10 protein-coding genes are annotated in these 12,101 nt (G+C 76.6%); 5 read left to right on the top strand and 5 right to left on the bottom strand.

The annotated features are described in order from the left end of the window. Positions 1–22 precede the first annotated feature (22 nt). Positions 23–2,197 carry a bifunctional adenosylcobinamide kinase/adenosylcobinamide-phosphate guanylyltransferase gene (locus tag AD017_RS35440; RefSeq protein WP_193427373.1) on the top strand — a complete coding sequence of 725 codons (2,175 nt, stop codon included), beginning with the start codon at positions 23–25 and terminating at the stop codon, positions 2,195–2,197. Continuing rightward, positions 2,194–3,015 (top strand): adenosylcobinamide-GDP ribazoletransferase, encoded by an 822-nt coding sequence (locus AD017_RS22740; protein WP_060575498.1) that lies wholly within the window; start codon positions 2,194–2,196, stop codon positions 3,013–3,015. Before AD017_RS35440 ends, AD017_RS22740 begins: the two co-directional genes overlap by 4 nt. Here the strand turns inward: AD017_RS22740 and AD017_RS22735 are convergent, their stop codons facing one another. From AD017_RS22735 to AD017_RS22725, 3 genes are all read right to left on the bottom strand, one after another. Continuing rightward, entirely contained in the window at positions 3,016–4,137 is a 1,122-nt protein-coding gene (locus AD017_RS22735) for a branched-chain amino acid aminotransferase (RefSeq protein WP_010226147.1), read from the bottom strand. 104 nt (positions 4,138–4,241) lie between these two features. Continuing rightward, complete coding sequence (gcvT, locus tag AD017_RS22730; protein WP_060575497.1) at positions 4,242–5,369, bottom strand: glycine cleavage system aminomethyltransferase GcvT; 1,128 nt, start codon at positions 5,367–5,369, stop codon at positions 4,242–4,244. A 19-nt stretch (positions 5,370–5,388) separates the two neighbouring features. Further along, positions 5,389–6,747, bottom strand: a complete 1,359-nt coding sequence (locus tag AD017_RS22725; RefSeq protein ID WP_168172287.1) for an amino acid permease — start codon at positions 6,745–6,747, stop codon at positions 5,389–5,391. A 207-nt stretch (positions 6,748–6,954) separates the two neighbouring features. Between AD017_RS22725 and AD017_RS22720 the strand changes: the two genes are divergently transcribed. Further along, positions 6,955–8,490, top strand: a complete 1,536-nt coding sequence (locus AD017_RS22720; RefSeq protein WP_369821652.1) for a leucyl aminopeptidase — start codon at positions 6,955–6,957, stop codon at positions 8,488–8,490. Between the two features lie 19 nt (positions 8,491–8,509). Here the strand turns inward: AD017_RS22720 and AD017_RS22715 are convergent, their stop codons facing one another. Beyond that, the gene (locus tag AD017_RS22715) at positions 8,510–9,082 is read right to left on the bottom strand and encodes a hypothetical protein (RefSeq protein WP_060575495.1); all 573 of its coding nucleotides are present in this window, start codon (positions 9,080–9,082) and stop codon (positions 8,510–8,512) included. Between the two features lie 100 nt (positions 9,083–9,182). Here AD017_RS22715 and AD017_RS22710 point away from each other — a divergent pair, with 100 nt between their 5' ends. Next, positions 9,183–10,040 carry an SDR family oxidoreductase gene (locus AD017_RS22710; protein WP_082398874.1) on the top strand — a complete coding sequence of 286 codons (858 nt, stop codon included), beginning with the start codon at positions 9,183–9,185 and terminating at the stop codon, positions 10,038–10,040. A 38-nt stretch (positions 10,041–10,078) separates the two neighbouring features. Here the strand turns inward: AD017_RS22710 and AD017_RS34690 are convergent, their stop codons facing one another. Further along, positions 10,079–10,444 (bottom strand): hypothetical protein, encoded by a 366-nt coding sequence (locus AD017_RS34690; RefSeq protein WP_010224467.1) that lies wholly within the window; start codon positions 10,442–10,444, stop codon positions 10,079–10,081. A gap of 212 nt (positions 10,445–10,656) precedes the next feature. On the opposite strand from AD017_RS34690, the gene lpdA reads away from it, so the two are divergent. Further along, the gene (gene lpdA, locus AD017_RS22700; protein WP_193427372.1) at positions 10,657–12,057 is read left to right on the top strand and encodes a dihydrolipoyl dehydrogenase; all 1,401 of its coding nucleotides are present in this window, start codon (positions 10,657–10,659) and stop codon (positions 12,055–12,057) included. Positions 12,058–12,101: the final 44 nt, after the last annotated feature.

The following is a 12,101-nucleotide window of genomic DNA, read 5'->3' as shown; positions in this document are numbered from 1 at the left end:
CGCGTGCGCCACCATGAGCGGCGTGAACGCGACACTCGTCCTCGGTGGCACCCGGTCCGGCAAGTCCCGGTACGCCGAGGGGCTCCTCGGTGACGGGACGGCGGTCCGCTACCTCGCGACCGGGCGGCGGATCCCCGGCGACGCCGAGTGGGACGCGCGGATCGCCGCGCACACCGGCCGCAGGCCGCCGGAATGGACGACCGAGGAGATCACCTCGGGGCCCGGTCTCGCCGCCGCGCTGGCGACCGGTGGCCCGGTGCTCGTCGACGACCTCGCGACCTGGCTGACCGGCGTCCTCGACGACGCCGCCGCCTGGGAGCGGACCGGCCCGCTGCCCGAGGTGGACGACGCCGTCGACGGTCTGGTGGCGGCCGTCGCCGCGGCGCCGGGACCGCTCGTCCTGGTGTCCGCCGAGACCGGCCTGGGTGTGGTGCCCGAGACCCGGTCCGGGCGGCTGTTCCGGGACCGCCTGGGCGAGCTGAACGCGACGCTCGCGGCGGTGTGCGAGGAGACGGTGCTGGTGGTGGCCGGGCGGCCGCTGCGGCTCCCGGCGTCCGGGCTCCCCGGGACCGCGGGACCGGCGTCGCCCGCGACCGCACCGGCGGCCCCGTCCGCGGCCCCGGCCCCGGGTGCGGTGGCTGCGGACGGGCCGGCGAGCCCCGTCGCTCCGGCCGCCACGACGCCGGTGTCCCGGGCGGGGCGACCGGTGATGGGTGTCCCGGTCCGGGCCGACGCGCCCGCGGAGGAGCAGGACGGCGCCGCGAGCGGCATCGTCGGGCCGGACGACGGCATCGCCGGGCCGGGCGGCGACGTCGCCGGGACCCCGGCCGGGGTCCCGGGAACCGTCGATCCCGGCACGCCCGGTCCTGGAACGCCCGACCCCGGCACCTCCGACCCCCGCACCTCCGGAACCGGCACCTCCGCTCCCGGTACGCCCGGGACCGGCGGGCCCGGGTCCGCCGGTACCGGGCCGATCCCGGCGCAGCCGCCCACCGACGCCCCGGCATCGGCCGCACCGGCCGCCGTCTCCGGGGCACCCGCCCCGACCCCGGCGCCCTCTCCGACCCCGGCGCCCACTCCGGCTCCGGACCCGGCCGAGGGCGACGAGCCGATCGTCCCCGCCGCCGTCGGGCGCCCCGACCTGCGGACCCGGCGGGAGGCCGTCGCGCTCGTCGAGGGCCTCGCGGCCCCCACCGGGGGCCTCGGGCGGCTCGGCGAGCTCGGCGTGTGGCTGGCGTCCTGCCAGACCGAGTGCCCGCCGCGCCCCCCGCTCGACGCCCGCGTCGTGCTCCTCGCGGCCGACCACGGGATCGCCGCGCTCGGCGTGTCCGCCTACCCGCCGGAGGTCTCGGCGACCCGGGCGACGGCCGCCGCGGCCGGACGCCTGCCGGTCGCCGTCGCCGCACGCGCGGCGGGCGCGGCCGTCCGCACCGTCGACGTCGGCCTCGCCGCCGGCGCGGACGGCACCGAGTCCGGCTACGTCGTCACCCGCGGGACGGGACGCATCGACCGCGAGGACGCGCTCACCGCGGAGCAGACCGAGGCCGCCTGGCGGACGGGGCGGCGGCTCGCCGACTCCGAGATCGACGCCGGTGCGGACGTGCTGGTCCCGGCGACCCTCGCCGTCGGCGTCACCACCCCGGCCGCCACCCTCGTGGCCGCGCTGACCGGGGCCGAGCCGGTCGCCGTCGTCGGGCGGGCCTCCGGGATCGACGACCGCGCCTGGATGCGGAAGGCCGTCGCGATCCGGGACGCGCTGCGCCGCGCCCGGCCGCACGTGCGCGACCCGCTCGCGCTGCTGCGGACCGTCGGCGGGACCGACCTGGTCGTGCTCGCCGGGTTCCTGGCGCGCGCCGCCGAGCGGAAGGTGCCCGCGGTGCTGGACGGCGTCGCCGTCGGTGCCGCGGCGCTGCTGGCCGAGGAGCTCGCCCCGGGCGCGAAGGACTGGTGGGTCGCCGCGCAGCCGTCCACCGACCCGGCGGGCACCCTCGTGCTGGAGCACCTGTCGCTGACGCCCGTGCTGGACCTGGCGGTGCGGACCGAGGACGGCACGGCGGCGGTGACCGTGCTGCCGCTGCTCGTCACCGCGGCGCGGCTGCTCGCCGAGACCGGGAGCGCCGAGGCCACCGCCGTGGTGCCGGGCGAGCCGGCGGCCACCGTGGCGCCGGGCGGGACCACGGCCGGCGCCGGGCGGTGAGCGCGGGCCGACCCGGCCCGTTCGCCGGGCTCGCGCTGGCGGTCAGCTGGCTGACGGTGCTCCCGGCCCGCGTCCGCACCGAACCCGGCGGCGCGCTCCCCGACGGGGTGCCCGCGTCGGCGTTGCGGTGGGCCCCGGTCGTCGGGGCCGGGCTCGGGCTGTGCGGTGGCGGGCTGCTGCTCGCCCTGATCCTGGCCGGGGTGTCCCCACTGGTCGCGGGGCTGCTCGTGGTGGGTGCCGGGGCTCTCGCGACCCGCGGGATGCACGTCGACGGGCTCGCCGACACCGCCGACGGGCTCGGCAGCTACGGCCCGCCCGAGCGGGCGTTGCGGGTCATGGCGGACGGCGGAGCGGGGCCGTTCGCCGTCGTCACGCTGCTGGTCGTGCTGGGCGGCCGCGCGGCGGCGCTGGCCCAGCTCGGCACCGCTCCCCCGGTCGCGGTGCTCGTCGCGTGCACGGTGGCCGCCGCGACCGGACGGGCCGGGTTCTGCTGGGTCGCCCGGCGCGGGACGCCCGCGGCCCGGCCCGGGGGGCTGGGTGCGACGGTCGCCGGGAGCCAGCCGGCCTGGGTGGCGCCGCTCTGGTGGACCGGCATCGCCGGCGCGGGTGCGGCAGCGCTCGCGACCGTCCCGCCCGGTGGCGCCGGGACCGCCCTCGCCGCCGCCGGTGCCGTGCTCCTCGCGGCGCTGGGGGTGGCGGGCCTGGCCCGGCACACCCGGCGCCGGTTCGGCGGGATGAGCGGTGACGTCCTGGGCGCGGCCGCGGAGCTGGGGAGCACCGCCGTGCTCGTCGTCCTGGCGGCCGCGCTCAGCGGGTGATCAGACCGACGCGGGCGCCGGCACCAGGGTGCGCATCCACCCGTGCGGGTCCGCCGCCGCACCGCGCTGGATCGCGGTGAGCGCCTCGCGCAGCTGCAGCGTGATCGGGCCCGGCTCGCCGTCGCCGACGGTCACCTCGCCGCCACTGTGCTTCACGGTGCCGATCGGTGTGATCACCGCGGCGGTGCCGCAGCCGAACACCTCGGTCAGCACGCCGTTCGCGGCGCCGCCGAGCCACTCCTGGCCGGAGATCCGGCGCTCGACCACGTCGATGCCCAGGTCCTTCGCGACGGCGATCAGCGAGTCGCGGGTGATGCCCGGCAGAACCGATCCGCGCAGGTCCGGGGTGGCGAGCTCGGCCCGGCCGTCGGCGTCGCGGAAGACGAAGAACAGGTTGTTCGAGCCCATCTCGTCGATCCAGGTCCGCTCCTCGGCGTCGAGGTAGGCGACCTGGGCGCAGCCGTGCTTCGCGCCGACCGCCTGCGGCAGCAGGGAGGCGGCGTAGTTGCCGCCGCACTTGGCCGTGCCGGTGCCGCCGAGCGCGGCGCGGGTGTACTCGGTCTCCAGCCACACGTCCATCGGCTTCACGCCACCGGCGAAGTACGGCCCGGCCGGCGAGGCGATCACCGCGTAGAGGTACTCCGCCGACGGCCGCACCCCGAGCCCGACCTCGGTCGCGACCATGAACGGGCGCAGGTACAGCGAGTCCTCACCGCCCGCGGCGGGCACCCACTCCGAGTCGACCGAGAGCAGCGCGGACAGCGACTCGAGGAACAGGTCCTCGGGAAGCTCCGCCATCGCCATCCGGCGGGCGGAACCGGCGAAGCGCGCGGCGTTGGCCTCCGGCCGGAACGACGCGATCGACCCGTCGGGGTGCCGGTAGGCCTTGAGCCCCTCGAAGATCTCCTGCCCGTAGTGCAGGACCATCGACGACGGGTCGAAGGTCAGCGGCCCGTACGGCTCGACCTTCGGGTCGTGCCATCCGGTCCCCTCGGTCCAGCGGACGGTGACCATGTGGTCGGTGAAGTACCGGCCGAAACCGGGGTCGGCCAGTACGTCGGCGCGCCGCTGGGGGGACGCCGGGGCGGGGTTGCGGGTCACGGTGAACTGCGGCGCGCTCATGGAGGAGACGGTAGCTCCGTCCGACCGGGGTCAGACAGTCGGATTCCCAACCGCTGGTCGTGAGTGGTTGCGTGGGTCCTGGCCCACGCAACCACTCACGGGGGCTACCGCACCCGCGACGGGACCATCGGCGGCTTGACGACCTCGACCGGCAGGACGCGGCCGCGGACGTCGACCACCAGCTGGTCGCCGGGCGTCACCTTCGGGTCGGTGGCGATCAGCGCGAGCGCGACGCCGGTCTTCAGGGTCGGCGAGAACGTGCCCGAGGTGACGGTGCCGACCGGGGAGCCGCCCTCGCCGTCGAGCACGGTCATACCGGCCCGCGGGACGCCGCGGCCGGTCGCCCGCAGCGCCCGCAGGCGCCGGGCGGGTCCGGCCGCCCGCTCGGCGGTCAGCGCCTCGCGCCCCCAGAACGACGGCTTGTCCCAGCCGACCGCCCAGGCACTCCCGGCCTGCACCGGGCTGATCTCCTCGGACAGCTCGTGGCCGTGCAGCGGGTAGCCCATCTCGGTGCGCAGGGTGTCCCGCGCGGCCAGCCCGCACGGCCCGCCACCGACGGCCCGGACGGCGTCGAGCAGCGCGTCCCACATCGCGGGTGCGGCCTCGGCGTCGAGGACCACCTCGTAGCCGTGCTCACCGGTGTAGCCGGTGCGGCAGACGCGGACGCCGCCGCCGGCGAGGCCGCCCTCGATGTCGGTGAACGCCATGTAGTCCAGGTCGGCGACGCCGGCGCCGGCCTCGCCGAGCGCCGCGGCCAGCGCCTCGCCCGAGCGCGGCCCCTGCAGGGCCAGCACGGCGAGCTCGCGGTGCCGGTCGGTGACGGTGACGCCCGCGGGGGCGCCGTCCTGGAGCATCGTCACGATCCGGGTCGAGTTCGCGGCGTTCGGGACGAGCAGCAGGTCGTCGTCGGACGCCATGTAGATGATCATGTCGTCGAGGACGCCGCCGGCCTCGTTGCAGGCGAGGGTGTACTGGGCCCGTCCCGGCCCGATCCGGCCGAGGTCGTTGGTCAGGCAGGTGTTCACGTGGGCGGCCGCGCCGGGCCCGGCGATCGGGACGGTGCCGAGGTGGCTGACGTCGAACAGTCCCGCGGCCTCGCGCACCGACGTGTGCTCGGCGACGGTGCCACCCGGGTAGGAGATCGGCATCGACCATCCGCCGAACTCGCCGAGGGTGGCGTCGAGGGCGACGTGACGGTCGTGCAGCGGGCTGGGCAGAAGATCGTCGGTCACGCGTACCGACCCTAGTGCCTCAGGCCGCGCGCTCCTCGGGATCGGACGGCCCGCTCTCCGCACGGGGCTCCCGCGCGGCCGCGGAACGCGAGCAGACCGTGCTCAGCCCCCAGGCCGCGACCAGCAGCGCCGCGGTCGCCAGGAGCGGCCACGGCGGCAGCACGGCGGCGAGCAGCACGCAGCCCGTCCCGCCGGCACCGGCGACGAACGCCGCGGTACCGGGACGCCCGGGCAGCCGCAGCACCGCGGCGTGCAGCAGCGTGTGGTGCACCAGCGCCGCCCCGACCGAGACGGCGATCGCGACGACCGGGCCGAACGCCAGCGTCACGGCGACGGTCAGCCCACCCAGGACCAGGTCGGCGACCCACGGCGTGCCGCGGGACCCACCCCGTCCGAGGAAGGCGGGCAGCTCGCCGTCGCGCGCCAGCCGGGCCGCGCCGGACGCGGCGCGGGACAGTGCACCCAGCAGCGCGGCCGCGGTGGCCGCGGCGGCGGCGATCCGGACGAGGACCCCGAGCGCGGGGCTGCCCCCGGTGTCCATGAGCGAGGCGAGCGGGGTCGCGGACTCCGCCAGCCGTGCGGGGCCGAGGCCGTGCAGCAACGCGGCCGACAGCAGGAGCAGCAGCGTGGTCGTGACGAGCACGGCGACCGCCGGGGCCCGGCGGATCGCCCGCATCGGGTCACGCAGGCTCCCGCCGAGCTCGGCGACCCGGGACAACCCGGTGAAGGCGAAGAACACGAAGGCGGCCGCGGTCAGCACGCCCAGCGGCCCGGGTTCGACGGCCGCCTGCAGGGTCCCGACGACCGGGTCGTCCGGCGTCCCGTCGGCCTCCGCCACGGCGGTCCCGGCCGTCGCGGCCGGCATCGCCGACGACGGGTCGCTGCCGTCCGGCGCGTTCGTGAGCAGCCCGACGCCGATGACCAGCGCCAGCACCAGCAGCGTCCCCACGACCAGCCCGCGGGACGCGCCCGGGGACACGCGCACACCCGCCGCGTTCACCCCGATCACGGCGAGCACCGCGATCACCGCCACCGGCTCCGGCCGGGACGGCAGCACGTACGCACCGAACACCCCGGCGGCAGCGGCGGCGGCAGCGGTCCGCGACACCAGCCGCGAGACGGCACCGAGCCGCAGCGCGGGCCCTGGCAGGTCCCCGCGGACCAGCTCCGGCCCCGCGGGGCGGGCGGTCGCGAGGTGCGCCGTCGAGGCGACCACGCCGAGGGCGAGGAGCCCGGCGAGCACGACACCGAGCGGGAACCAGGCCCCGGCCGACGCCGCGGCGGGGGCCAGTGCCGCGTAGAGCCCGGTCCCGAACGTCGCCGCGAGCGCGACGACGACCGCGGTCGTCGACGGGATCCGGTACGGGGGGCGGGGCACGTTGCTCACCATCCCATCCGACCCTGTACCGCGCGGCGCCGCGGGGGTGTCATTAGCATCTCGGTCCGGTCTCGCCGGGCCGCTCCCCGCCCGCCCGGCGCACGCGACACGTGCGCTGGTCACCGTGCGTGCAGCAGCGGCCCCGCGACGCCACCTGATCGAGCAACCAGCGATCACCGACCGATCCCCGACCGAGGAGCTCCGACCGTGCCGACCGACCCGACCATCCCGGACACCGCCGCGCTCACCGGCTCCCCCGCGACCGCCGACACCGGCGCCCTGGTGATCGGCCTGTACCCGGCCGAGACCCGGGAGGACGGGCCGGACGGCGCCGGCGCCGGTGCCGGCGAGGCACCCGTCCTCGCCCCCGGCGCCGAGGAGGTCGACGCCGCGTTCGGCGGCGAGCTCGCCGCCCTCCTGCAGGTCGTCGGCGCGACCGGCCGGGTCGAGCAGGTCGTGTCGCTGCCGTCGCGCGGCGCGGTGACGGCCCCGCGCGTCGTCGCCGTCGGCCTCGGCAGGCCCGCCGAGGGCGCGGAGCGGGCCGAGGCGGTCCGCCGGGCCGCCGGTGCCGCCGCCCGCACGCTCGCCGGGACCGCCTCCGCGGTCAGCACGCTCGCCGCCGTCGACGGCGAGGCGGCCGTCGTCGGGGCGCTGCTCGGCGGCTACCGGTTCGACGTCCACCGCTCCTCGGCCGACGCCGCGTCGGCACCGGTCGCGTCCTGGTCGTTCACCGGCGCGACCGCCGACGCGGTCCGCCGGGCCACGCTGATCGCCGAGGCGGTCGCCACCACCCGGAACCTGGTGAACACCGCACCGAACGTGCTGTTCCCGCAGACCTTCGCGGCCCGCGCGGTGGCGCTCGGCGAGCAGGCCGGCCTGGTCACCGAGGTCCTCGACGACGCGCAGCTGCGGGAGAACGGCTACGGCGGCGTCGTCGGCGTCGGGAAGGGGTCGGCGAACCCGCCCCGCCTGGTCCGGCTCACCTGGAACGGCGGCGCCGGCGCCTCGAAGCGGGTCGCGCTCGTGGGCAAGGGCATCACGTTCGACACCGGCGGCATCTCGCTCAAGCCCAACCCGGGCATGGCCGACATGACCTCCGACATGGGCGGCGCCGCGGCCGTCGTCGCGACGGTCGTGCTCGCCGCGAAGCTGGAGCTACCGGTCACGGTGACGGCGACGGTGCCGATGGCGGAGAACATGCCGTCGTCGACCGCGTACAAGCCCGGCGACGTGCTGACCATGTACGGCGGACGCACCGTCGAGGTCCTCAACACCGACGCCGAGGGCCGCCTCGTCCTGGCCGACGCGATCGTCCGGGCCGGGGAGGACGCCCCCGACTACCTGGTCGAGACCTCGACGCTGACCGGGGCCCAGCAGGTCGCGCTCGGCCTGCGCACCGCCGGGATCATGGGGTCCGACGACCTGCGGGACCGGGTGACCGGGCACGCCGTCGCGACCGGCGAGGACGCCTGGGCGATGCCGCTGCCGGAGTACCTGCGCTCCGACCTCGACTCCCGGGTGGCGGACATCGCCAACGTCAGCGGCCAGCGGTTCGCCGGGATGCTGCTCGCCGGGATGTTCCTCAAGGAGTTCGTGCCGGACGGGCTGCCGTGGGCCCACATCGACATCGCGGGTCCCTCGTACAACACCGGCGGGCCGCGCGGCTACACGACCAAGGGCGGGACGGGCGTGCCGGTGCGGACGCTGGTCGCGTTCCTGGAGGACGTGGCCGCGAACGGCTGACCCGCCCGGCGCCCGCGGGTCAGCGGGACTGAAGGGCGTCCAGCGCGACGGCGACCGAGGCGGCGAGCCGGAAGTCGATCCGCGGGTCGGGGACGGCGACGTCGTACCGGTCCCGGATCGACCGCTTCCGGTCGCTGGTCATGACGAGCGGCCCGCCGCCGTCCTCGGTGAAGTCGAAGTGGAACGGGAACGGGACGTCGTCGAACACCCGGCGCAGGAGCGCGACCGGCAGGCTGCGCTCCTGCCCGGTCGCGGCCAGCCCGGGGCTCTCGAGCCGCCACGTCGAGCGGAACAGGCTCGCGCCGAACTTCTTGCCGAACGTGCCGAGGAGCTGGCCGTGCTCGTCGTGGACGTCGTGCTGGGCGCGCACGTCCATCGCCTGCCGGGCCCTGAAGGAGAAGACCCGGCGGCGACGGGAGTCGTCGGCCCAGAAGACGACCTCCTCCTTGAACGCGAACCGCTTCTGCTGGGCGAAGGCCATCAGCGGGCCCTCGCTGCCGTCGGGGTTCGCGGCGTGCACGTCGTAGCGGTTCACGCCGAGCGTGATCCGCTGGCGGACCAGGAACCGGGGCAGGTGCAGCGGGGCGGACACGGCGCCGAGTGTGTCCCACCGGCCGGCGGGCCGCCCCGGGATTCACCCGGACCGGCACCCGGGGCTACCGGCCGGTAACCCCGGACGGCATACTCCGGGGATGTTCGGACGACGTCGCCCGGCGGGCCGGCACGAGATCCCCGCACACGCCCCCCGGTCGGCCGTCGTGACCGGCGCCGCCCGCGGCATCGGGGAGGCCGTCGCGACCGAGCTCGTCGAGCGCGGCTACCGGGTGCTCGTCACCGACCTCGACGGCGACGCGGCCGCCGCCACCGCCACCCGGATCGGCGCGGCGGGCGCACTCGCCCACGACGTCACCGACCCCGCGGCCGCCCACGACGTGACGGCGGCCGCCCGCGAGCTGGCCCCGCTGGGCGCCTGGGTCGCCAACGCCGGGGTGGGCTTCGACGGCACCCTGACGGCGCTGTCCGAGGCGCGGGTCCGCGCCCTCGTCGAGGTGAACACGCTGGGTCCCGCCTGGGGCGCCCGCGCCGCGATCGCCGCGTTCCGCGAGCAGGCCGCGGCCGGCACCGCGCACGGCGGCGAGATCGGCGTGACCGTGTCGCTGTCCGGGCTCGGCCCGGTGCCCGGGCTGTCGGTGTACGCGGCGTCGAAGGCGGGCGCCCTGTCGCTGGTGTCGGGGCTCGCCTCCGAGGTCCGGCGGGAGGGCATCCGGGTGCACGCGATCTGCCCGGACGGGGTGGACACCGCCCTGCTGCGCGGGATGGAGCCGGGCGGGCAGGCGCAGGCGCTCGTCCGTTCCGGGACGCTCGTCACCCCCACGCAGGTCGCGACCGGGCTCGTCGGGATGTTCGGCACCGCCCGCGTCTACCGGACGATCCCGGCCTGGCGCGGCGCCGTCCTGCGGCTCACGGCGCTGCTGCCGGGGCCCGCTCTCCGGATGGAGCCCGCCATGCGGGCCGTCGGCGCACGCAAGGCGCGGTCGCTGCGGCGCTGAGCCAGGACCTGCCGATCCCTACCGATCCCTACCGATCCCTACCGGTCCTTGTCCCGCAGCTGGCGCAGCATCTCCTCCTGCCGCTCCCGCTTGCGCAGCGCACGCCCGCGGGCGTCGTGCTCGCGCATCCGGTTCGGGTATCCCACCAGCTGGACGTCGTAGATCGGGATGCGCATCGACCGGGCGAGCTTCTTCGCCCGGTTCGGGTTCCCGACCCGCCGCCGGGTCCACTCGCCGTCGTGGGCGACGAAGACCACCGTCGTCTCGGTCACGGTCGTGCGCGGCTCCACGAAGGCCTCCACCCCGATCCGCGCGTCCGCCCATTCCCGCAGGTAGGCCTCGTCGTCCCGTGGCCGTCCCCCACCGGAGGACCTGCGGGGACGGAACCTGTCCAGCAGGCCCATGCGCGTCACCCCTCTCGTCCGCTCGTGGCGCGTCCGTCGCCCGGGTGCGGCGAAACGGACACAGCGTCTCCTGTACCCCAACGCACGGGACGCGTGATCTGCTCCCGACACCCCGGTGGCGCGACGGCCGGGTAGTGACAAGATGGGCGCCGCAGTGCGGTGTCGCGTACCGCTGACGGAGCAGCCGGGCGCGACCGGGAGGGAGTTGATCGGTGTCCGAGGAGGGCCTGCGGAGCACGGACACCGCCGACCTGGTGATCCTGGGGGGCGGTTCCGGCGGCTACGCCTGCGCGTTGCGTGCGGCGGAGCTCGGGCTGTCGGTCGTGCTCGTCGAGAAGGACAAGCTCGGCGGTACCTGCCTGCACCGGGGCTGCGTCCCGACCAAGGCGCTGCTGCACGCCGCCGAGGTCGCCGACCACGCCCGCGACGGCGGCAAGGTCGGAATCCGGTCCACGTTCGACGGTGTCGACATGGCCGGGGTCAACTCCTACAAGGACGGCGTCGTCTCCCGCCTGCACAAGGGACTGCAGGGCCTGGTCGCCTCCCGCGGCATCACCGTGGTCGAGGGCGCCGGCACCCTGGAGGGCCCCGGCGTCGTCCGGGTCGGTGACGAACGCTGGACCGGCCGCAACGTCGTGCTGGCGACCGGTTCGTACGCACGCTCGCTGCCCGGCCTGGAGCTCGACGACCGCATCGTCACCTCCGACGCCGCGATCTCGCTCGACGACGTCCCGCAGCGGGTCGTCGTGCTCGGCGGCGGCGTGATCGGCGTCGAGTTCGCCAGCGTGTGGCGCTCGTTCGGGGCCGAGGTCACCGTCGTCGAGGCGCTGCCCCGGCTGGTCCCGGGCGAGGACGAGTTCGCCTCCACCCAGCTCGCCCGCGCCTTCCGCCGGCGCCGGATCACCGCCCGGACGGGAGTGCGCTTCTCGAAGGCCACCCGGCAGGGCGACACCGTCACGGTGTCCCTGGAGTCCGGCGAGGAGATCGAGGCGGACCTCCTGCTGGTCGCGGTCGGCCGCGGCCCCAACACCACCGGTCACGGCTTCGCCGAGGCCGGCGTCGCGATGGACGGCGGATTCGTCACCATCGACGAGCGGCTGCGCACGAACCTGGACGGCGTCTTCGCCGTCGGGGACGTCACGCCCGGCCTGCAGCTCGCCCACCGCGGATTCGCGCACGGGATCTTCGTCGCCGAGGAGGTCGCCGGGCTGTCCCCGGTCCCGGTGACCGACGACGGCATCCCGCGCGTGACCTACTGCGATCCGGAGATCGCCTCGGTCGGGCTGACCGAGGCGGACGCCCGCGACCGGTACGGCGAGGTGCACACCCTCACCTACGACCTGGCCGGGAACGGGAAGTCCCAGATCCTGCAGACCTCCGGCGCGATCAAGCTCGTCCAGGCGGGGCCGTCCGGCGCGGACGGGCCCGTGGTGGGCGTGCACATGGTCGGGTCGCGGGTCGGTGAGCTCGTCGGGGAAGCGCAACTGATCTACAACTGGGAGGCACTCCCCGCCGACGTCGCCGCACTGATCCACGCCCACCCCACGCAGAGCGAGGCCCTCGGCGAGGCCCACCTCGCGCTGGCCGGGAAACCGCTGCACACCCACGGCTGACCCCCCGGCCGCCACAGACCCGAACACCCACGCGGAACAAGAGG

It is taken from the genome of Pseudonocardia sp. EC080619-01 (genome assembly GCF_001420995.1).
GTDB lineage: Bacteria > Actinomycetota > Actinomycetes > Mycobacteriales > Pseudonocardiaceae > Pseudonocardia.
Note: the sequence above shows the minus strand (reverse complement) of the source record. Positions and strands in the feature narration are given on the sequence as shown.